Source organism: Streptomyces sp. NPDC039609 (genome assembly GCF_055596705.1).
Genome location: NZ_JBVIUJ010000001.1, coordinates 329710 through 350180 on the forward strand (window position 1 = coordinate 329710; position 20471 = coordinate 350180).

Here is a 20471-nt window from a genome sequence, read left to right on the forward strand (position 1 = left end):
CTTTCCCATGTCCAGGGGCCGCCACAAGCAGGCCGGGGCACGAGATCATGCGAAGAGGGTGTGTGTACGGCAGCGGGGGCGGAACAACCGTCGTGAAGCAGCTCCGGGCAGCCGGGCGTCGGCTCGTCCGACTCGTGTTCGTGGCACCCGACCCGGGCCGGGTGAGGCTGCGGGTCTCCTCGCGCGCCGTCCTCGGCGTCGGACTCTCCGTCGCCGCGGCCGAACTCGCCGGACTCTCCCTCACCGCCTCGATCACCGGCGGCCTGGCCGCGCTGCTCGCGCTCTTCACCGTCGGCGACCCGACCGTACGCCGGCAGCTGGCCACCACGGCCCTGCTGCCCGCCGTCGGCTTCCCGGTCCTCGCCCTCGCCACCACCCTGCACGCCGCGCCGCTGCTGCGCGACGCGTCCTGGCTGCTCGTCGTCTTCGCGGGCGTGTACGCACGCCGCTGGGGCCCGCGCGGGCACGCGCTCGGCATCTTCGCCTTCATGATGTTCTTCGTCACCCAGTTCCTGCACGCGCTGCCCGCTCAGCTGCCGGAGCTCTACGTGGCGGTGGCTCTCGCCCTCGCCGTCTCGGGCACGGTCCGGTTCGTCGCCTGGTGCATCGAGCGGCGCGTCCCGCCGCCCGCCGCACCCACGCCGCTGCCCGGCCGCGGCCTCCACCGGCCCACCACCCGGCAGGCGTTCCAGGCCACCGCCGCCTGCGCCGTCGCGCTCGCCGCCGGTCAGTTCATCTCCCACGAGCGCTGGTACTGGGCCGTCGGCACCGCATGGTGGATCTTCGTCAACACCGCCTCGCGCGGGGAGACCCTGGTCCGCGGCTTCCGCCGGGTCGTCGGCACCGTCACCGGTATCGCCGCCGGACTCCTGATCGCGATCCCGCTCGCCGGCGCGCCCGCCCCGACCGCCGTACTCGTCGCCGTGTGCGTCTTCGGGATCTTCTACACCGCCCCGCTCTCGTACAGCTGGATGATGTTCTTCGTGACCGTCATGGCCGGGCTGCTGTACGGACTGCTCGGCGTCCTGCACCCCGGGCTCCTGCTGCTCCGCTTCGAGGAGACCGCGGTCGGTGCGCTCGGCGCCGCCGTGGGTGTCGCCCTGCTGCCCGTGACGACCCACGCCGCCACCAACGCCTGGATCGAGCGGGCGGTGACCTGTGTGCACGACTGCACCACCGTCGCGGCGCGCCGGCTCGCCGGCGACCCGGACGCCGACCCGGCGCCGCTCGCCGCCGAGCTCGAGGTCCTGCTCGGCCGGGTCCGGCTCTCGCTGGCGCCGCTCGTCCACCCGCTGAGCCCGCTGCGGGCCCGCAAGGCCCGCGCCCGCCGCGTCCTCGCCCTGCTCGACGACTGCGCCCGCGAGATCCGCGGTCTCGCCGCGGTCGCCGCCGACCCCGACGCCTCCCACGACGCCCGGCTCGCCGCCGCCTCCTGGCGGGTCGAGGCGGCCGTCCACGCCCTCGTCCCGCCGACCCGTCCCGCGCGCTCCACCTCCGTCGAGGAGGAGGCCCTGCCGCCGCACCACCCGGGCGCCGAAGCGGCCCTCGGCCATCTGTACGGCCTCGAGCGCGCACTGGTCGACCTGGCCGCGCCGATGCGCACCTCCCCGAGCGCCCCGCTCGTCCCCGCCGCATAGGTCGTCTCCGCAAGGTCTCGCCTGGTCCGCGACGCCCGGCACGCCCGCTCGCCGCGTTGGCCACAAGCCCAAGCAGCTCCGCTGCGAGGGCTTCCGGCCGCCTTGCGATCGCACGCACGCCGCGGGCCCCGCCCTGCGGGCGGACGGCGATACTTTGCGGACACTCCCTGGGGGTGTTTCGCCGGTCGGGCCGGGCTCACGGCGTCCGGCACCGCGCCTCGCCGCGTTGTCATCGGTCGGCATGGTCCCCGTAGCCCTTCGGGCACGGGAGGTGGCCCCACCGCCATGCCTTCCGCCACCGCCTCGCGATCCGTCCCCTCGGCCCCGGGGCCTGGGGAGATCCCATGCACCGGACGCCGCTCCCTGATCCGGCCTGATCGGCACGACACCCCCTGGCGCCCTGCTCGTCCCCGCGTCGAGGATCGGCTCCTTCCGGCCACGTGATCCAAGTTGGTCTAGACCGCCTGCTAACGTCGGCCCCGACGACGCGGGCGGTCGGCCATGACCGCCCGGCGGAGAGGGGAGACGCCATGGGCGGCACAGACGCGCGGAGACCTCTACGGGCCTTCATCGGATCGTTCACCTCGGCCGGGGGCCGCGGCATCCTCACCGCCGACGTGGACGCCTTCACCGGCGCATTGACCGTCACCTCCGAGACCACCGCGCTCGCGGACCCGTCCTTCCTCGCCCTCGCGGGCACGGTGCTGTACGCCGTCTCCGAGGCCGAGGAGGGCGCCGTGGCCGCCTTCGACGTGACCGGAGCCGTCCCCCGGCTCCTCGGCGCTCACGTGGCCGTACAGGGCTCCGGGCCCACGCACCTCGCCGTCGCCGGGGGCCACGTCCTCACGGCCAACTACGGCTCCGGCAGCGTCACCGCCCTGTCCATCGGCCCGGACGGCGTGCTCGGCCCCGCCACCGACGTCGCCCGGCACGAGGGCTCGGGACCGGTCGCCGAACGCCAGCGCGGCCCGCACGCGCACCAGGTCCTGCCCGCGCCCGGCGGGCCCTGGGCGACCGCCGTGGACCTCGGCACCGACTCCGTACGGATCTACGCCCTCGATCCCGCCTCCGGGGCACTGCGCCCGCATGCGGAGACCGCCCTGCGTCCCGGCACGGGCCCGCGCCACCTGGCCTTCCATCCGGCCGGCACCCACGCCTACGTCCTGAACGAGCTGGAACCCACCCTGACCGTCTGCCGCTGGGACGGGGCGACCGGAGCCCTGGAGCCGATCGCGGAGACATCCGTGCTGCCCGAGGGCGCCACGGGGGCGAGCTACCCCTCCGGGGTGGCCGTCTCCCCCGACGGCCGCTTCCTGTGGGCCGCCGTACGGGGCGACGACAGCATCGCCGTCCTCGCCCTCGACCCGAATGCCGAGAAGGCCGCCCTGGTCGCCTCCGTACCCAGTGGGGGTCACTGGCCCCGCGACCTGGCCCTCGATCCCTCAGGGCGCCGGCTGTACGCGGCCAACGAGCGCTCCGGCGACGTGACCTGGTTCGACATCGACGCGGAGAGCGGTGTCCCGCGCCGCGCGGGCGCGATCGAGGCCCCGGCCGCCACCTGCGTGGTCTTCGGCTGAACCCGCGGATCCGGCCATAGGGAAGGGCCCGCATCGGATATCTCCGATGCGGGCCCTTTCCTATGCCGTGGATCGATCAGACGGCCGGGGCACCCTGCTGCTGCGGGGCGATGCCCAGCGCGGCCGTGTACTGCGAGAGAACCAGCTTGCCGATCGCCGGGTAGGCGCCCAGCGGCTCGGCCGCGGCGCAGTCGGCCTCCTTGGCGGCCGCGTCGAGCAGGCCGTCGGCCAGCTCGGGGCCGATCAGGTACGGGGCGAGCGCGAGCTGCACCGAGCCGGAGCCGCGCAGCTGCTCGGCGATCGCGGTGATCGAACCCTCCTGGTCCAGCGCGGCGGCCATGACCGGGACGGCCAGCCGGGCGGCCAGCAGCATGCCGGTGATGCCGGCGGCCTGCACGGCCTCCTCGCCACCGACCGTGGCCAGGACGATGCCGTCGGCGGCGGTGGCCACCGTGAAGAGCCGGGCGCGGTCGGCGCGGGCCAGACCGGCCTCCGAGAGGCGCACGTGCAGGGCCTCGGCGAGCAGCGGGTGCGGGCCGAGGACATCCGTCAGCTCGGCGACGTTGCCGCTGTCCATCACGGCCTGGCGGATCCGGCGCATCAGGGCGCTGTCCGGGCCGGCGAGCAGCGGCACCACGACGGCGGCCGGGCCCTCGGGGGCGCTGACCTCACGGCCGGCCGCCAGGGCCAGCTGGTACCGCTCGGTGCGCAGCGTCTCGGCCCGCGCCAGCACGGTTCCGAGGGTGGGGTACTCGGCGTCGTCGCCGTCCAGGTAGCCGATCGCGGCCTCCAGGCCGGGCAGCTCGGAACGGGCGATGCTCACGACCTCGTCGGCCAGCGAGCGTATGGCGGCCGACGGCGCGCCGGGGACGGCGAGAACGAGTGCGGGAGCACCCTCGGGCGCCGCCACGGGTTCGGGGCGACGGTGCCGTCCGGGCTGGCGGGGTCGCGGCATTCGTACAGGCAGGCCGGAAGCAGGCCCAGTGGGGGAGCTCATGGCGCCGCATGTTACTGGTTTCGACCGCCGCGCAGGGCACTGAGGTGCAGCAGCGCGTTATCTGCCCCTCTTTGTCCGAACCGTCGTTTACCGGGTCAATTGCAGCAACTGAGGCTCCGTGGGCAGCCGAAGTGTGTCCGTGGCCAGCCAACCCGCGAGTGCGAGCGACCCGGCGAGCGGATCCCCCGCCGCCGATGTCGGGCGGGCATGCGGCAATTGTTCCGCCAGCTCGGCGCGCAGCGGTACGAGGAGTGGGTCGCCCATCTTGAACAGACCGCCCGTCAGGGCCACTTCGGACTCACCCGCGGCCGGGCACACGGCAGCCGCGGCCTCGGCCACATGCGCGGCGGCCTGCCGCAGGATCGCCGTCGACACCACGTCGCCGGCCGCGGCGCAGTGAGCCACCTCGGGGGCGAAGGAAGCCAGCACGGCGGGCCGGTCGGTCCGTGGATAGAGCGCTCCCGGCAGCCCGGCGGCGGGACCGAGCCGCTCCTCGGCCCGGGCGAGCAGCGCCGGTGAACCGCCCCGGCGCCCGTCGAAGGCCCGCATCGCGGCCTCCAGGCCGGCCCGGCCGATCCAGGCACCGCTGCCGCAGTCGCCGAGCAGATGGCCCCAGCCGTCGGCCCGGCGCCAGGTCGTGAGATCCGTGCCGAGCGCGATCAGGCCCGTGCCGCCCGCGACCACCGCCCCGGGCCGCTGCCCGAGGGCCCCCGCGTACGCGGTGACGGCGTCGGCGGCCAGCGCCAGCCGCCGTACGCCCAGCGCCCGGTCCAGAGCGCCCGGCAGCACGGCACGCAGCTCGTCGCCGAGCGTCGCCATGCCGGCGGCTCCGACCGCCACGGCGACCATGTCCCCTGCCCCGGTGCGGGCCTTCATCGCCTCGACGGCGGGCAGGACCTGTGCGAGGAGATGGGCCGCCTCGATTCCGCCGGGACCGGTCCGCACCGGCTCGCGCGACGTCACGGTCTCCACGGGGCGGGCGTCCGACGCCCGTGCGAGGGCGATCCGTAGCCCCGAGCCGCCCGAGTCGATCCCGACGACCCAGCCCGCGTCCGTCACGGCAGTCGCCAGTCCACCTCCTGCGCCCCCTGGCGCAGGAGCAGTTCGTTGGTGCGGCTGAACGGCCGGGAGCCGAAGAAACCGCGGTCCGCCGACATCGGGGAGGGGTGCGAGGACTCGATCGCCGGCAGATCGCCCAGCAGTGGACGCAGGTTGCGCGCGTCACGGCCCCACAGCACGGACACCAGCGGCTTCCCGCGGGCGGCCAGCGCCCGGATGGCCTGCTCGGTGACGGCCTCCCACCCCTTGTCGCGGTGGGCGCCGGGCTTCCGGGGCGCGGTGGTGAGCGCCCTGTTGAGCAGCAGCACACCCTGGCGGGTCCAGGGCGTCAGATCGCCGTTCGAGGGCCGGGGCAGCCCCAGATCGGTGTGCATCTCCCGGAAGATGTTGTCCAGGCTCGGTGGCACGGGGCTCACCTCCGGCGCCACGGAGAAGCTCAGGCCCACCGCGTGCCCCGGCGTCGGATACGGGTCCTGGCCGACGATCAGGACCCTCACCTCGTCGAAGGGCTGCTGGAACGCCCGTAGGACGTTCGCTCCCGCGGGCAGGTAGGTTCGCCCGGCGGCGATCTCCTGACGCAGGAAGTCGCCCATAGCGGCGATGCGTTCGGCCACGGGCGCGAGCGCGTGCGCCCACCCCGGTTCGACGATCTCATTCAACGGTCGTGCTGCCACGGGCGTCACTCTACTGGCGCAGTGCCCGGGCGCCTCACCCGATCACCGCCGCCCGCACGCAGAGCACGTCCGGCAGGTGCTCGGCGAGCAGCTGCCAGTTGTCCCCGTCGTCCGCGCTGGCGTACACCTCGCCGTTGCGGTTGCCGAAGTAGACGCCCGCCGGGTCGGCGTCGTCCGTGCACATCGCGTCGCGCAGGACCGTGCCGTAGTGGTCGCCCTCCGGCAGCCCGGCCGTCAGCGCCTCCCAGCCGGCCCCGGCGTCACTCGTACGGTAGACACGGCAGCGGTGCCCGGCCGGCACCCGGTCCTCGTCCGCGTTGATGGGGAACACATAGGCCACACCGGGCCGATGGGGGTGCGCGGCGACGGCGAAGCCGAAGTCGGAGGGGAGACCCGCGCCGATGTCGGTCCACTTCGCGCCGGCGTCGTCACTGCGGTACACACCCCAGTGGTTCTGCAGATAGAGCCGGTCGACGTCGCCGGCGTCCTGCGCGATCTTGTGCACGCACTGGCCGAACTCCGGGTCCGGATCGGGCAGGAAGACCGCGGACACCCCCCGGTTGGAGGGATTCCAGCTCGCCCCGCCGTCGCGGGAACGGAACACTCCGGCCGTCGACACCGCGACCGTCACCGCCTCCGGATCGCGTGGATCGGTCACGATCGTGTGCACGGCCTCGCCGCCTCCGCCGGGCACCCACCGCGACCGGGTCGGGTGCTCCCACAGCGGGCGGACCAGCTCGAACGACGTACCGCCGTCGTCGGACCTGAACAGGGCGGCGGGCTCCGTGCCCGCGTAGACGACGTCCGGGGAGTGCGCGGGCGCGGGGTGCAGCTGCCAGACCCGCTCCAGCGAAGCCCCCGTGTCCTTGGGGAACTTGACCGCGGGCTTCGGTGGCTCGGTCCAGGTGGCTCCGAGGTCGTCGGAGCGGAAGACGGACGGGCCCCAGTGGGAGCTGTCGCCGCCCACGAGGAGCCGGGGCGTGGAGCGCCGGGTGTCGATGGCGACCGAGTAGATCGCCTGCGCGTTGAAGTGGGGATCGTCGAACTCCCACCGGCCGTCGCGCCTTCGGCCGATGAACAGACCCTTGCGGGTGCCTACGGTCAGTACTACGTCGGACATGGCCGACACCTCCAGGACGCCGTTGTCGCGGATACGGGCCAGTCTGCACCCGGCCACTGACAGCGGCTCCTGGAACGGGCTTCTCCCCAGGTCACGGGCGTGTTCCGCGTCAACCTGGAGAGAGTCCGAAGCGCGTTCCCGTAGCGAGGAAACCGATGCGGGGGTTCCGAAGCGGGGATTCCGCGGCGGGAACGGGAGGGCTCAGATCGCCCAGGCGTACTGGCTCGGCGCGTGGGTCTCGGCGCCCAGCTCGCGCGCCGCCCGGCGGGCCCAGGAGGCGTCGCGGAGCAGCTCGCGCCCGAGCAGCACGGCGTCGGCCTCGCCGTTGGCGACGATCTTCTCCGCCTGGTCGATCTCCGTGATCAGCCCCACGGCCGCGACGGGCAGATCGGTCTCGGCCTTCACCCGGGCGGCGAAGGGCACCTGGTAGCCGGGGCCGACCGGGATCTCGGCCGGGCCGCCGTTGCCGCCGCTGGAGACGTCGAGCAGGTCGACCCCGTGCTCCCGCAGCAGGCGCGCGAAGCGGACCGTCTCGTCCGGGGTCCAGCCCTGCTCCTCCAGCCAGTCGGTGGCCGAGATCCGGAAGAAGAGCGGGAGCTCCTCGGGCCACACCGCCCGTACGGCGTCGACGACTTCGATGGCCAGGCGGGTGCGGTTCTCGAACGAGCCGCCGTACGCGTCGGTGCGGCGGTTGCTGTGCGGGGAGAGGAACTCGCCGATGAGATAGCCGTGGGCGCCGTGCACCTCGAGCACCTCGAAGCCGGCCGCCAGGGCCCGGCGGGCCGCGTCGGCGAACTGTCCGGTGATCTCCGCGATCTGCGCCGTCGTCAGCTCGGTCGGGACGGGGTAGCCCTCGGCGAACTCGACGGGGCTCGGCGCGACGGGCTGCCAGCCGTGGTCGTCGGTGGCGACCGGACCGCGGCCCTCCCAGGGGCGCTTGGTGGACGCCTTGCGGCCCGCGTGTCCGATCTGGATGCCGGGGACGGTGCCGTGCTCCTTGAGGAACCCGGAGATGCGGCGGAGGGCCTCGACCTGGGTGTCGTTCCAGATGCCGAGGTCCGCGGGGCTGATCCGGCCCTCGGGGGCGACGGCGGTCGCCTCGACGAGGATGAGGCCGGTCCCGCCGGTGGCGCGGGAGGCGTAGTGGGCGAAGTGCCAGTCGTTGGCGACTCCCGCGTTCGGCCCGAACACCTCTGCCGAGTACTGGCACATCGGGGCCATCCACACGCGGTTCGGGATGGTCAGCGACCGCAGGGTGTAGGGCTCGAACAGGGCGACGCTCATGACGGACTCCGTTTCGGTGACCTCGAAGGACGCTCGTACGATACTCATCGTAGTACGTCACCTGTCAAACTACGAGAGTTCTCGTACAATGGGCGCGTACCCCGGATGAAGTGGAGCCGCCGCCGTGACGACCGCGATCAACCCTCGGGTTCTGGACCACCCCGCGCGGGAGGAGATCCGCCTGGAGGGCGTGCTGCACGCCCTGTCCGACGCGGTGAGGCTGACGATCGTGAGCGACATGGCGCGCGAGGGCACCGAGTTGAGCTGCTCCTACTTCGACCTTCCGGTGACCAAGTCGACGACGACGCACCATTTCCGGGTGCTCCGCGAGGCCGGCGTCATCCAGCAGATCTACCGGGGCACCGCCAAGCTGAACGCCCTGCGCCGCGAGGACCTGGACGCCCTCTTCCCCGGCCTCCTGGACAGCGTCCTGCGGGCGGCCGGGGACCAGACGGAGCGGCTGGGGGAGTCGACCGCGGCCGACGCGTAGCGCCTCCACGCCCGGCCCCCGACCGTCTCGTAGCGCCGACGCGCCGGCTCCCCGCCCGGCTCGTAACGCCGACGCGCCGGCTCCCCGCCCGTCTCGTAACGCCGACGCGCCGGCTCCCCGCCCGGCTCGTAGCGCCTCCGCGCCCGGGCGGGGGCGGTGGCCTCGGTTCGGCCGTGACGAGAGCCCGGGCGCGGCTACGCCTCCCGGTCCGCGCTCTCTCGCGCGGCCGCGCGAAGGTCCGCATCCTCCCGCGCCGCCGCCCGAAGGCCCGGCCAGTCCGGGATCTTCACCCGGCCGCGCCCCAGTGAGCGGCCCAGGTCCGACTCCGCGCGCTCGATGGAGAGCCAGCCCCGCCAGGCGACAGGCTCGTGGCCCAGGTCCCGCAGCGCGCCGATCGGGTCGGCCGGAACCGGCCGCCCGGCCAGCTCCGCCGCGTCGGCCAGCAGGGAGGTCACGGTCTCCTTGGCGCACGGGCGGTTGGTGCCGATCACACCCGTGGGGCCACGCTTGATCCAGCCGGCGACGTACTCGCCCGGCGACGGAACGCCGTCCCGCAGCACCCGGCCTGCCTCGTTCGGGACCGTCCCCCGGGCCTGGTCGAAGGGCAGCCCGGGCAGGGCGACCCCCTTGTAGCCGACCGCCCGCAGGACCAGTTGGGCCTCGATCTCCTCGTACCGCCCCGTGCCCCGCACGCCACCGGCTCCGTCCGGCTCCGTCCGCTCGAAGCGGACCGCGGCCACCCGGCCGTCCTCGCCCAGCAGCTCCACCGGCCGCAGGAAGAACCGCAGGCTGATGGTCCGCGCGGCCTCGGCCGCGCCGTCCCGCGCCGACGCGTCCGAGCCCTCCGCCGCACCCGCCGCCCACCCTCGGACGACCTCCAGATTCCGCCGGTTCACGGCGGGCAGCGCCGAGGAGTCCGCGAACGCGGGGTCCAGCGCCAGATCCGCTGGATCCACGCTCACCCGCGCGCTGTCCAGGCCGCCCAGCTCCCGCAGTTCCTTCGTCGTGAACTTGGCCTGCCCGGGGCCCCGACGCCCCACCATGTGCACCGCGCGCACCCGGCTGGCCGCGAGGGCGGCGAGGGCCCCCTGCGGCACGTCCGTGGCCCGCAGCTCGTCCGCGGCCCTGGCCAGGATCCGGGTGACGTCCACCGCCACATTGCCCACGCCGATCACGACCGCCGAGCGGCCGTCGAGACGGAATCCGTTGCCCGCGGCATCGGGATGCGCGCTGTACCAGGAGACGAAGTCCGTCGCCGAGTGGCTGCCCGCCAGATCCTCGCCCGGCACCCCGAGCCGACGGTCCCGCGCCGCGCCCACGCAGTACACGACCGCGTGGTACAGCTCCAGGAGGCGCTCAGGGGTCAGCCCCCGCTTGCCCACCTCGACGTTGCCGACGAACCCGACCCGCTCGTCCTCCAGGACCGTCCGCAGGTTCTGCTGGAGTGATTTGATCTTCTCGTGGTCGGGCGCGACACCGTAGCGGACCAGACCGTACGGGCAGGGCAGCCGGTCCAGGACGTCGACCCGCACCCCGGGCACCCCGGACTGCTGGACCAGCGACTGGGCGGTGTAGACCCCGCTGGGCCCGGAACCGACGACAGCGACACGAAGCACGGTCGTACTCCTTCCCGCCGCGGGGATTCCCGCCGAGAGACTTCCAGCATGGCACCGGAAGCCCCGGCAGGGGAGACGCGCGACAGGCCCGGCCGGCCCGGGACGGGCTCCGCTACATCGAGCGCATCCGGTTGATCTCCGCCGTCTGCTGCGCGATCACGTCGTTCGCCATCTCCTCCACGAGGACGTTGTTCCCCTCCCCCAGCACCTCCGCCGCCATCGTCACCGCGCCCTCGTGGTGCGTGACCATCAGCTTCAGGAACAGCTCGTCGAACGCCTTGCCGTTCGCCTTCCTCAGCTCCGCCAACTGCGTCTCGGTCGCCATCCCCGGCATCGTGTGGTGGTCGTGACCGCTCTGCTCGCGCGGGCCGCCGTTGTTCTTCAGCCAGCCCTCCATCGCGTCGATCTCCGGCTTCTGCGCCGCCGTGATCCGGTCCGCCAACTTCTTGACCTGCGTCGACCCGGCCCGGTCCGGAGCGAGCGCGGTCATCGTGAGCGCCTGCTTGTGGTGCACGACCATCATCTGCGCATAGGTGAAGTCCGCCGCGTTGGGCTTGTCGTCGGGCAGCAGCCGGGACGCCTCGGCCGGCGATATCCTCCGCGCCGGCTCGCCAGGCTTGCCCGGAGCCACCACCGAGGGAGCCGTGGAGTCCTTGCTCTGCGGCGCCTTCCCGTCCGGGGCCGAATCGCAGGCGGACAGCGCCCACACCGCGGCGACACTCAGCGCGACGGCGGCAGCTCCACGGATACGGCGGTTCAACAAGGCGACCTCCAGGGGTGGTTCCGAGGGACCGGGGGGACAAGCGTCGGGCACCGTTCCTAGCACGCTTCTCAGGGGCATCGAGCAAAAACATTCATTACATGTGTGTTGCCATCTGTTGAGATGTGCACGCTAAGGACGATACTGCCGGGGTCCATCACCCGTTCAACTACGAACGGATACAAGGGAGGACGGAGTGACTTCGTTGCGTACCACGCGCATCACGCGTACCCCGCGCGCACGGATCAGAGGTCTGGGTGTGGCGACCGCCGCGGCCGGACTGCTGGTCAGCCTGCTCGCGGCCGGCCCCGCGGCCGCCACGCCCGACCCGGGTGACGCCACCGCGCAGGGCACCGTCTCCTCTGCACAGGCGGCCGAGGCCCGGTCCGCCATCCAGAGCGGCGAGATACCCGGCGTGGACGAGATCGTCCACAGTGACAACATCCAGCACCTCGTGAACATCCCCAAGGATGCGCTCGCGGGCACCAACTCCGACCTGGCCTTCCAGGGCAAGTACGCCTTCGCGGGCAACTACGACGGCTTCCGCATCTTCGACATCAGCAACCCGCGCGCCCCGAAGACGGTCGCCCAGGTCCTCTGCCCGGGCTCCCAGAACGACATCTCCGTCTCCGGCAACCTCGTCTTCCTCTCCACCGACTCCTCCCGCAGCGACAACTCCTGTGCCAGCGTCAGCCAGCCGGCCACGGAGAAGTCCTCCTGGGAGGGCATGAAGATCTTCGACATCAGCGACATCCGCAACCCGAAGTACGTCGCTGCCGTCGAGACCGCGTGCGGCTCGCACACCCACACGCTGGTGCCCAAGAAGAAGGACGTGTACGTCTACGTCTCCTCGTACTCGCCCAACGCCGCGTTCCCGGACTGCCAGCCTCCGCACGACGGCATCTCGGTCATCAAGGTGCCCCGCAAGGCGCCCCAGAAGGCCGCGATCGTGAGCTTCCCGGTCCTGTTCCCGGGCGAGGGCCCTGACGGCGGCGGCAACCCCGGCGGTCCCACCAACCCGGGTGTCTCCAAGACCACCGGCTGCCACGACATCACCGTGTTGCCGGGCAAGGACCTCGCAGCCGGCGCCTGCATGGGTGACGGCATCCTCTTCGACATCGAGGACCCGGAACGCCCGAAGGTCATCGACCAGGTCCAGGACAACGTCAACTTCGCGTTCTGGCACTCGGCGACCTTCAACCAGAAGGCCGACAAGGTCGTCTTCACCGACGAGCTCGGTGGCGGCTCCGGCGCGACCTGCAACGCGGCCGTCGGCCCGAACCGCGGCGCGGACGGCATCTACGACATCGTCGGCAAGGGCAAGCACCGCAAGCTCGTCTTCCGCAGCTACTTCAAGATCCCGCGCCACCAGGCGGACACCGAGAACTGCGTCGCCCACAACGGCTCGCTGATCCCGGTCAAGGGCAAGGACCTCATGGTCCAGGCGTGGTACCAGGGCGGCGTCTCCGTCTGGGACTTCACCGACTCCCGCAAGCCGAAGGAGATCGCCTACTTCGAGCGCGGTCCGCTCTCCGCCACCACCATCAGCACCGGCGGTTCGTGGTCCGCTTACTACTACAACGGCTACATCTACTCCAACGACATCGCGAAGGGCTTCGACGTCCTGAAGCTCGACGACCGTCGTACGGACCCGGCGAAGCGGATCCGGATGGACGCGCTCAACGTCCAGACCCAGCCGGACTACTTCGACGACTTCGAGGACTGAGTCTTCGAGGTCTGTGCCGTGGGCGACTGACACGGCACCCGGAGCTCTGACACCGAGGCCGTGAAGGGAATGCCGTCGGGCGGACCGCCGTCCGGCGGCATTCCCTGCTCCCAATCCAGTCCGTAGCGCTGGAACAGCTCCGACCGCAGCCGCGCCACCGGCATCGGCGCCCCCGGCAGCAGCACCGCCACGACGGCGCCCATCAGCAGCGCCCGCAGCAGCGGATAGTCCGCGTCCACGTTCGCGGAGCCGTACCGCGTCACCGTGTCCCGCAGCAGGAACGCCAGCCGCTGCTGCTCCGGACACTGCACGAACCCCTCGGCCTGCAGGATGCCCGCCATGTGCGTCCGCATCAGCACCGGGCGGTCCACGGCCAGCCCCAGGATCGCGTCGATGGCCCGCGCCATCCGCTCCCGGCCGTCGTCGGTCCGCGGCTCGCGCTCCAGCGCCTCCTCGAGCGTCAGGTGCATCAGCCGGTGCACCGCCGACTGCAGCAGCTGGCGCTTGCCCGGGAAGTAGTACGAGATCAGACCACGTGCCGAACCGGCCCGCTCGGCGATGTCGCCCAGCGTCGTCGACTCGTACCCGCGCTCGGAGACGAGCTCGACGGTCGCCTCGAGGAGGCGCTCCCGAGAGCGTCGTCGAAGCTCTTCATTGACCGATGGGCTACGCGGGGACATGCTTGACTCCTGCGTTGACTGGCTCGCAGCCAATATACTCAGCGCAGCCTGCTGTCGCGCCTTCGTGGCTGGTCAGCGGGTTTGCCGTCTGTTCTGGGCGACGCGGGGGATCGTCCAGGACAGGCGGCTTCATCGCGTCTCTCCCATTCTCCTCCGTCCCGTCCCCGGCGGACCGGCCCGCCCGGCGCCCCGGCCGTACATGCGGAACGTGATGATCGACACCATCACGAGGCAGAAGCCGAGCAACCAGCCGGCCACCACGTCCGACGGCCAGTGCACTCCCAGATAGACCCGGGTCCACCCCACACCGAGCACCGACACCAGGGCCGCCACCACGATCACGCTCCAGCCCCGCCATGTCTCCCGCCAGTGCAGGGCGAGCACCCAGAGCAGCAGCCCACAGCTCACCGTCGCCGTCATCGCGTGCCCCGAGGGGAACGACGCGAACTGCGCCGAGTCCACCGGATCCGGCCAGTCCGGCCGCTCCCGGCCGACGGCCCACTTCATCCCCTGCTGGACGGCCGCCGTCACCAGGCCGGCCGTCGTCAGCCACAGGGCCAGCAGCCGCTCGCGCCGCCACCACAGCACCACCACCGCGACGGCGAGCAGCGCGCGCATCGTCCATGGGTCCCACACCCAGTCGCTCAGGATCCGGTTGAGCTGGGTGAACCCGGGCTCGGCGACGGCGCTGCGGTGCAGCTCCTCGGTGACCGACCGGTCCAGGGAGAGCAGTGGTGGCCAGCCCACGGCCACCAGGACGAGCATCAGCACGGCCAGGGCAGCGGAGACCACGGCGGAGGAACGCATGGGCCGATCTTCCCCGACCCGCGCGCCGGCACGCCGGAATCCCCGACTACGCGCCGGAACCCCCGTTATCCGAGCGCCCTGAGGGCGGGCACGAACGCCACCAGGACCGGTACGACCGGGACGAGCGCCGCGGACGCCGTCAGCCCCAGCCTCCGGCTCGCGGTGAGCCGCGGAGCGGCCGTGAGAAGGCGATTGACCCGCTGCGGAAGATCCGCGTCCGGTGCGGTGCCCGGCCCGAACACCCCGCGCTCCTCGTTCAGTTCCACGAGCGCCAGCGCGATCGTCAGCCGCCCGAACCGCCGCGAGGCCACATCGTCGGCCGCCAGCTCCACCAACCGGTGCATCTCGCCCCTGAAGGCCGCGAAGACCGGAATCCCCGGGAAACCGCCCGCCAGCGCCCCCGAACAGTGCAGCAGCCAGTCGTGGCGCGCCCGGGCGTGTCCCTGCTCGTGCGCGAGCACGGCATCGAGCTGGCGTCCCTTGAGGCGGCGCAGCGCCGCCGTCGTGATGACCAGCTGCGGCGCGGTCCCCGGCAGCCACCAGGCGTCCGGACGTTCTCCCTCCAGCACCACGAGGCGCTCGCTGCCCGGCTCCTCGCCAGGCAACAGCGGGGAACGGACGAGCAGTTCGCAGCGGCGCTGCCGACGACGCGCCCGCGCCCGGCGGATCTCCCGGCCGAGCATCGCGCCGGTCCACAGCCCACCACAGGCCAGGACCACGGCAAGCGCCGCCGACCAGGGCTGATGGGTGCCCAGTTCGTATGCCTCGAGCACCCCGTGCGGCGCGCCCGCGAAGACCTGACCCCGTACCACCTGCCAGGCGGCCGCCGCGCTGAACGTCATCGACAGCGCGAAGCTCAGCAGCACCGCCGCCACCACGCACTGCCACACCCACAGGGCCACCACGGGCTCGCGTTCCGCCCAGTCGGACCGTGACAGCAGCCGTGGGGCCACGGCGGCGGTCAGGACGCCGAGCGAGAGCAGCGCGAGGGAGACCAACATGGCGTCCAGCCTATGAGTGGCGTACTACTCGGGGGTATGGCCTCGCACGCCAAGTGACGTACGCCACGGTTTCGACGTGGCCGGCGTCAGAGGGTCACGAGCATCGCCAGCATCGCGAGCGCCATGGACAGCCGGCACACCAGAGCGAACTCCGGCCGGGTGGCCCAGGCCGTCGGCGTGGCGCCCGCGGGCACCGCCACCGGGACCAGCCGCGTCCCCGTGCGGAGCACGTAGACGACGTAGTACGCGAGGAGCGCACCCGTGACGAGCGGTACGCCCGCGGAGGCCCCTGCCCCGTGTCCTCCGTGCGCTCCCTGGGCCGGGGCCGCCATGACCAGCGCCATGTAGACCATCGCCAAGGAGCCCAGCAGATGGTGCAGATGATGTCCGCCGCGCCGCACCGTCGACAGCGCGTGCAGGGCCGCCGCCCCGAACACGGCCGCGTACACCGCCCACGACCAGGAGGGCGGTGTGAGCACGGCGGGGGGCAGCGCCATCGCCGCCATCCCGAAGCCCATCACGGCCTCGCCCCCCGCCGTTCTGCGCTCCTCGCCCGCGCACCGGCGCATCCGCAGCAGGCAGTACACCCCGCTCGCCCCGCAGAGCGTCAGCAACAGCCAGGCCGACAACGCCGGTCCGTGCACGGCACACCTCCCCGTGGGTTCCTCCGGGTCGATGCCCATGCCCGGCCGGGCGTACGCGAGCGCACAGGCGTACGCGGGGGAGCACGGCGCTGGGGCGTTACGCTCGGGGGGATCGTCAGCGCCCCGAGGGGAGACCCGAACAGCATGGACACCGCCACGCCGCAGGACACCGGTCGGATCGGCTACCGCGACGCCGTCGAGGACGACGTCCCGGTCCTCGTGCCGCTCGTGGAGTCGGCCTACCGCGGCGACTCGAGCCGGACCGGCTGGACCACGGAGGCGGACATCCTGCAGGGGCAGCGGACCGACGCCGAGGGGGTGCGTGCCGTCATCACCACCCCGGGCAGCCGCATGATGGTGGTGGAGCGCGACGGCGAGGTCGTCGCCTGCTGCCAGCTCGAACGCCGCGGCGACGCCGCCTACTTCGGCATGTTCGCGGTCCGCCCCGAACTCCAGGGAGCGGGTCTCGGCCGCCTGATCATCACCGAGGCGGAGCGCCGGGTGCGGGAGATCTGGGGCGTGCGCGAGATGCACATGACGGTGATCTCCGTGCGCGAGGAACTCATCGCCTGGTACGAGCGGTGCGGCTACCGCCGTACGGGAGAGATGACCCCGTTCCCGTACGGCGACGAGCGCTTCGGCGTCCCGCAGCGGGACGACCTGCAGTTCGAGCTCCTGGTGAAGCCGCTGGTCTGAGGGCCGGGCCCGCGAATCAGGCCGTGAAGCGGCCGGTGCGGCGGATCTCCGGATAGTCGGTCGTCGCGCCGTCGAGCTCCAGGGCCCGTACCAGCCGCAGGTGGTCCTGGGTGTTCACCACCCAGCCGATGACCCGCAGGCCCTCGGCGTGTGCGCGCTCGACGGTCTCCAGGGTGAGGTGCCGGATGTTCAGGACGAGCGCGCCGGCACCGACCGCCTTGGCCCGGTCCACGACGTCGGCGTCCCACAGGTCCGCCACGAGCGCGGTACGGACGCCCGGGACGAGCCGGGAGATCTCCGCGAGGGCCTCGTCGTGGAAGGAGAGGACCTCCACGCGCCCCACCAGGTCACGCCGGTTCATCACCTCGGCGAGCACCTGGGCGGCGGCCACGTCCTTGATCTCGGCCTGGAGCGGGGACCGCACCGCGTCCAGGACCTCTTCGAAGACGGGGACGTGCTCCCCGGCGCCCGCGTCCAGCTCGCGCAGCTCGGCGAGGGTCTTCTCGGCGATCGCCCCGCTGCCGTCGGTGGTCCGGCCGACGTCGGCGTCGTGCATGACGACGAGTGCGCCGTCCTTGCTCAGATGGAGGTCCAGCTCGATGACGTCCATGCCGACCTGCTCGGCCCGGACGAAGGAACGCAGGGTGTTCTCGGGCTCGACGCCCATGACTCCGCGATGACCGATGGTGAGGAAACTCAAGATCTTCTCGCTTCCGTCGATGTCCGGGCCCAGGTCCCTCCGGGCTCCCGGTGCGGCTCGGGGCGCAGCCTAATGACTTCACCGCAAGAAGGAAGCGCATGCGCGCGGGGCGTCGGAACCTGACACTCCGGGCGTCACACCCACGGGCCCCTCAGTGCCCCGTGTCACCCCTCGCCGGGGCCTCCACCAGTGCCTCCAGGTCCGTCAGCATCGACTCGGCGAGTTCCAGCTCCGCCAGGTGCTGCCGTTCGCTCCAGCGCAAAGCAAGTGCCGGATGGTGCCACTCGGGCTCGGACTCCGCGCGGGCGAGCGCGTCCCGGACCTCCTTGAGCTCACCCTGTGTACGGGCGATGTGCTCCTCGACGAGCGTCCGCAGCCGCTCCGGGGCCGCGAGATGCCCCAGCCAGACCCGCAGCACCAGCGGATGCTTGAGCACCACGGGCCCGCCGTCGCCGTCCGCCCAGTCGGCCAGCGCCGCCCGGCCCGCCTCCGTGATCGCGTACCGCCGCTTGGTCCGCGGCTCCTCCGGACCCGACCGGGCCGACATCACGTACCCGCGCGACTCCAGCCGGCGCAGCTCCGCGTAGATCTGGCTGATCGCCGGCGACCAGTAGAAGAAGCGCAGGGACGCGTCCGCCCACTTCTTCAGCTCGTAGCCGGTGCGCTCGCCGGGGAACGAGAGCAGCCCGAGCACCGCCCAGGCCGTCTGCGGCAATCCGTGTTCCGTCTCTTGCCTCTTCGCGACCTGACGACTAGTCATATGGCTAATCGAAACAAGGACAGCTTCCCGACACAACCCCCTGGAGGGCATATGAAGTTCTCCGTCATCTTCGAGGCGCAGCTGGCCGACCCGACCGTGGAGCACGAGCACCAGGTCATCCACGACTGCGTCGAACAGGCCGTCCTGGCGGAGGAGATGGGCTTCGACCGGATCTGGGCCGTCGAGCACCATTCTCTGAAGTGGTACGCCCACATGTCCGCCCCCGAGGTCTTCCTCAGCTACGTCGCCGCGCGGACGAGCCGCATCCGCATCGGCCACGGCGTGGTCTGCATGCCGTTCAACTTCAACCACCCCGCCCGCGTCGCCGAACGCGCCGCCATGCTCGACCTGCTCTCCGGCGGACGTCTCGACCTCGGCGCCGGGCGCGGCGGCACCGAGCAGGAGACCTCGCTCTGCGGGGTCGACCGCGACCGTACGACCCAGGAGGTCGAGGACGCCCTGAGGATCATCGGCAGGGCCTGGCAGAAGGACGAGCTGGAGTACAGCTCCGAGCTGATCAGCATCGATCCGCATCCGATCCTGCCCCGCCCGCGCCAGACCCCGCATCCGCCGCTCTTCCTCGCCTGCAGTCGCACGGAGACCCTCGCCCAGGCCGCCGAGCTCGGCATCGGCGCGCTCGTGATGGGTTTCGCCGGGCCCGAGTCGATCGCCGAGATGCGCCGCGCCTACGACACGGCCCGCGCCGCACGCACCGGCGACCGGTTCGTCTCCACGGTCGTCAACGACCACTTCTCCGTCCTCTGCCCCACGATCGTCCTCGACGACCGCGCCGAGGCCCGCCGCATCGGCATCCGGGGCCAGCGTTTCTTCGCCCAGTCGATCGGCCACTGGTACGGGGGAGCGGGCATCCCCGACGAGGCGGTGGTGGAAGGCGCCGACGAGGCCGCCGACATGCGCCGCGCCGCCGAGCAGGTCGTCGCCCGGCTGCACGAACAGCGCATACCGGTGCGCCCCTCCGCCACGGCCACCTTCCACGCCGACCACGCCTACGGCACCGCCGAGGACGCGATCGCCTACGTGGAACGGCTCCGGGACGCGGGCGCCGACGAGATCATGTGCCTGATGCAGATGGGGACCGTGCCGCAGGAGGCCTGTCTGGAGACCCTGCGTCAGTGGGGCGAGAAGGTCATCCCGTACTTCACCGAGGGCGAGGGCGCACGATGACGGACACCGCACCCCCCGGCCGTCCCGACACTCCTCCGGCCGACCGGCTCGACCCCGAGGCCCGTCCCTTCGTCGATCTGCTCACCGCCGTCTTCCCGGACATCGGCGGCGCCGTCACCGACCCCGTCGAGGCCCGGAGGCTGCTCGCCGGCGCCCCCGCGCCGCCCGGTGCGCCGCCCGTCGTCGGCTCCGTGGAGGACAGGACGGTCCCCGGCCCCGAGGGCGCCCCACCGCTCCCGGTGCGGATCTACCGGCCCGAGGGGGACGCGAGGCCCCGCCCGACCGCCGTCTTCCTCCACGGCGGGGGCTGGGTGCTCTGTGGCCTGGACACCCATGACCGCTCCTGCCGGATCCTGTGCCGGGAGTCCGGATCCGTCGTCGTCTCCGTCGACTACCGGCTCGCCCCCGAGGTGCGCTTCCCCGCACCCGTCGAGGACGCCTACGCGGCGCTTCTGTGGGCCGCCGCGCACATCGACGAGCTGGGCGGCGAGCCCGCGGCCCTCGTCGTCGCGGGGGACAGCGCGGGAGGCAACCTCGCCGCGGCGGCCGCGCTGCTCGCCCGCGGCCGCCAGGGCCCCGCGCTCGCCCGCCAGGTGCTGATCTACCCGGCGACCGACCTGGCCGGCGCCCACGCGTCGTACCGGACGAACGGCGAGGGCTACTACCTCACCGACGTCCATATGCGCTGGTACCGCGACCACTACCTCGGTCCGGACGGTGACCCCCGCCATCCGCTCGCCTCCCCGCTGCGCGCGGAGCTCGCCGGCCTGCCCCCCGCCCATGTGGTCACCGCGGGCTGCGACCCGCTGTGCGACGAGGGGCGGGCCTTCGCCGCCGCCCTGGCCGCGGCGGGCGTGGAGGTCACGGAGGACCACCACCCGGGGATGTTCCATGGCTTCCTGGCCCTGCACGAGTACCTCGGTGCGGCGGCTCAGGCCCTCGCCGCCGCGGGGGATGCGATCGCCTCAACGCTCCCCGACAGGAAAATTGACGGTGACGAAGGGGGTCTCGCAGGATAATTTCTCTTGCTCCTCTTGTCCGGAGGAACCGCGGCCGGA

General features: G+C 72.5%; 20 protein-coding genes. 7 read left to right on the forward strand and 13 right to left on the reverse strand.

The features are described from left to right. Positions 1-134 precede the first annotated feature (134 nt). Together ACZ561_RS01505 and ACZ561_RS01510 are read left to right on the forward strand one after the other, a co-directional pair. The gene (locus ACZ561_RS01505; protein WP_470990002.1) at positions 135-1637 is read left to right on the forward strand and encodes an FUSC family protein; all 1503 of its coding nucleotides are present in this window, start codon (positions 135-137) and stop codon (positions 1635-1637) included. A 530-nt stretch (positions 1638-2167) separates the two neighbouring features. Then, complete coding sequence (locus ACZ561_RS01510) at positions 2168-3214, forward strand: lactonase family protein (RefSeq protein ID WP_470988208.1); 1047 nt, start codon at positions 2168-2170, stop codon at positions 3212-3214. A gap of 76 nt (positions 3215-3290) precedes the next feature. On the opposite strand, the gene ACZ561_RS01515 is transcribed toward ACZ561_RS01510, so the two are convergent. From ACZ561_RS01515 to ACZ561_RS01535, 5 genes are all read right to left on the reverse strand, one after another. After that, positions 3291-4211, reverse strand: a complete 921-nt coding sequence (locus tag ACZ561_RS01515; protein WP_470988209.1) for a sirohydrochlorin chelatase — start codon at positions 4209-4211, stop codon at positions 3291-3293. A gap of 87 nt (positions 4212-4298) precedes the next feature. Further along, entirely contained in the window at positions 4299-5270 is a 972-nt protein-coding gene (locus tag ACZ561_RS01520; RefSeq protein WP_470988211.1) for an N-acetylglucosamine kinase, read from the reverse strand. Then, positions 5267-5944, reverse strand: a complete 678-nt coding sequence (locus ACZ561_RS01525; protein WP_470988214.1) for a uracil-DNA glycosylase — start codon at positions 5942-5944, stop codon at positions 5267-5269. Before ACZ561_RS01525 ends, ACZ561_RS01520 begins: the two co-directional genes overlap by 4 nt. A 34-nt stretch (positions 5945-5978) precedes the next feature. After that, the gene (locus ACZ561_RS01530) at positions 5979-7064 is read right to left on the reverse strand and encodes a WD40/YVTN/BNR-like repeat-containing protein (protein ID WP_470988216.1); all 1086 of its coding nucleotides are present in this window, start codon (positions 7062-7064) and stop codon (positions 5979-5981) included. Positions 7065-7265: 201 nt separating this feature from the next. Next, positions 7266-8348 (reverse strand): NADH:flavin oxidoreductase/NADH oxidase, encoded by a 1083-nt coding sequence (locus ACZ561_RS01535; RefSeq protein WP_470990005.1) that lies wholly within the window; start codon positions 8346-8348, stop codon positions 7266-7268. Between the two features lie 124 nt (positions 8349-8472). Here ACZ561_RS01535 and ACZ561_RS01540 point away from each other — a divergent pair, with 124 nt between their 5' ends. After that, positions 8473-8838: an ArsR/SmtB family transcription factor gene (locus ACZ561_RS01540; RefSeq protein ID WP_470988218.1), complete on the forward strand. Its 366-nt coding sequence runs from the start codon at positions 8473-8475 to the stop codon at positions 8836-8838. 194 nt (positions 8839-9032) lie between these two features. Here ACZ561_RS01540 and ACZ561_RS01545 read toward each other — a convergent pair whose 3' ends face one another. Together ACZ561_RS01545 and ACZ561_RS01550 are read right to left on the reverse strand one after the other, a co-directional pair. Next, positions 9033-10454 carry an FAD-dependent oxidoreductase gene (locus ACZ561_RS01545; RefSeq protein ID WP_470988220.1) on the reverse strand — a complete coding sequence of 474 codons (1422 nt, stop codon included), beginning with the start codon at positions 10452-10454 and terminating at the stop codon, positions 9033-9035. Between the two features lie 112 nt (positions 10455-10566). Further along, complete coding sequence (locus ACZ561_RS01550; RefSeq protein WP_470988223.1) at positions 10567-11217, reverse strand: DUF305 domain-containing protein; 651 nt, start codon at positions 11215-11217, stop codon at positions 10567-10569. Between the two features lie 193 nt (positions 11218-11410). Here ACZ561_RS01550 and ACZ561_RS01555 point away from each other — a divergent pair, with 193 nt between their 5' ends. Further along, entirely contained in the window at positions 11411-12940 is a 1530-nt protein-coding gene (locus tag ACZ561_RS01555; RefSeq protein WP_470988225.1) for an LVIVD repeat-containing protein, read from the forward strand. Here ACZ561_RS01555 and ACZ561_RS01560 read toward each other — a convergent pair. The 4 genes from ACZ561_RS01560 to ACZ561_RS01575 all read right to left on the reverse strand — a co-directional run bounded on the left by ACZ561_RS01560 (position 12916) and on the right by ACZ561_RS01575 (position 16072). Further along, positions 12916-13620 carry a TetR/AcrR family transcriptional regulator gene (locus tag ACZ561_RS01560; protein ID WP_470988227.1) on the reverse strand — a complete coding sequence of 235 codons (705 nt, stop codon included), beginning with the start codon at positions 13618-13620 and terminating at the stop codon, positions 12916-12918. The genes ACZ561_RS01555 and ACZ561_RS01560 overlap by 25 nt on opposite strands. Positions 13621-13749: 129 nt before the next feature. Next, positions 13750-14427: a phosphatase PAP2 family protein gene (locus ACZ561_RS01565; protein WP_470988229.1), complete on the reverse strand. Its 678-nt coding sequence runs from the start codon at positions 14425-14427 to the stop codon at positions 13750-13752. Between the two features lie 65 nt (positions 14428-14492). After that, positions 14493-15428: a M56 family metallopeptidase gene (locus ACZ561_RS01570; protein WP_470988232.1), complete on the reverse strand. Its 936-nt coding sequence runs from the start codon at positions 15426-15428 to the stop codon at positions 14493-14495. Positions 15429-15514: 86 nt separating this feature from the next. After that, positions 15515-16072, reverse strand: a complete 558-nt coding sequence (locus tag ACZ561_RS01575; RefSeq protein ID WP_470988234.1) for a DUF5134 domain-containing protein — start codon at positions 16070-16072, stop codon at positions 15515-15517. Positions 16073-16216: 144 nt separating this feature from the next. Here ACZ561_RS01575 and ACZ561_RS01580 point away from each other — a divergent pair, with 144 nt between their 5' ends. Further along, positions 16217-16768, forward strand: coding sequence for a GNAT family N-acetyltransferase (locus tag ACZ561_RS01580; RefSeq protein WP_470988237.1), 552 nt, complete (start codon positions 16217-16219; stop codon positions 16766-16768). Between the two features lie 16 nt (positions 16769-16784). On the opposite strand, the gene ACZ561_RS01585 is transcribed toward ACZ561_RS01580, so the two are convergent. Both ACZ561_RS01585 and ACZ561_RS01590 read right to left on the reverse strand, forming a co-directional pair. Then, positions 16785-17468, reverse strand: coding sequence for a glycerophosphodiester phosphodiesterase (locus tag ACZ561_RS01585; protein ID WP_470988239.1), 684 nt, complete (start codon positions 17466-17468; stop codon positions 16785-16787). 151 nt (positions 17469-17619) lie between these two features. After that, positions 17620-18183, reverse strand: a complete 564-nt coding sequence (locus ACZ561_RS01590; RefSeq protein WP_470988242.1) for a helix-turn-helix transcriptional regulator — start codon at positions 18181-18183, stop codon at positions 17620-17622. Positions 18184-18279: 96 nt separating this feature from the next. Here ACZ561_RS01590 and ACZ561_RS01595 point away from each other — a divergent pair, with 96 nt between their 5' ends. Further along, positions 18280-19413 (forward strand): LLM class flavin-dependent oxidoreductase, encoded by a 1134-nt coding sequence (locus tag ACZ561_RS01595; RefSeq protein ID WP_470988244.1) that lies wholly within the window; start codon positions 18280-18282, stop codon positions 19411-19413. Next, positions 19410-20432: an alpha/beta hydrolase gene (locus tag ACZ561_RS01600; RefSeq protein ID WP_470988247.1), complete on the forward strand. Its 1023-nt coding sequence runs from the start codon at positions 19410-19412 to the stop codon at positions 20430-20432. Before ACZ561_RS01595 ends, ACZ561_RS01600 begins: the two co-directional genes overlap by 4 nt. The last annotated feature ends 39 nt before the right edge of the window (positions 20433-20471 follow it).

What these genes read in the sequence shown, in the direction of transcription:
- ACZ561_RS01595 (WP_470988244.1), top strand. Translation starts at nt 18,280, where the DNA reads ATGAAGTTCTCCGTCATCTTCGAGGCGCAGCTGGCCGACCCGACCGTG.
- ACZ561_RS01600 (WP_470988247.1), top strand. Translation starts at nt 19,410, where the DNA reads ATGACGGACACCGCACCCCCCGGCCGTCCCGACACTCCTCCGGCCGAC.
- ACZ561_RS01560 (WP_470988227.1), bottom strand. Translation starts at nt 13,620, where the DNA reads ATGTCCCCGCGTAGCCCATCGGTCAATGAAGAGCTTCGACGACGCTCT.
- ACZ561_RS01565 (WP_470988229.1), bottom strand. Translation starts at nt 14,427, where the DNA reads ATGCGTTCCTCCGCCGTGGTCTCCGCTGCCCTGGCCGTGCTGATGCTC.
- ACZ561_RS01515 (WP_470988209.1), bottom strand. Translation starts at nt 4,211, where the DNA reads ATGAGCTCCCCCACTGGGCCTGCTTCCGGCCTGCCTGTACGAATGCCG.
- ACZ561_RS01535 (WP_470990005.1), bottom strand. Translation starts at nt 8,348, where the DNA reads ATGAGCGTCGCCCTGTTCGAGCCCTACACCCTGCGGTCGCTGACCATC.
- ACZ561_RS01570 (WP_470988232.1), bottom strand. Translation starts at nt 15,428, where the DNA reads ATGTTGGTCTCCCTCGCGCTGCTCTCGCTCGGCGTCCTGACCGCCGCC.
- ACZ561_RS01510 (WP_470988208.1), top strand. Translation starts at nt 2,168, where the DNA reads ATGGGCGGCACAGACGCGCGGAGACCTCTACGGGCCTTCATCGGATCG.
- ACZ561_RS01580 (WP_470988237.1), top strand. Translation starts at nt 16,217, where the DNA reads ATGGACACCGCCACGCCGCAGGACACCGGTCGGATCGGCTACCGCGAC.
- ACZ561_RS01530 (WP_470988216.1), bottom strand. Translation starts at nt 7,064, where the DNA reads ATGTCCGACGTAGTACTGACCGTAGGCACCCGCAAGGGTCTGTTCATC.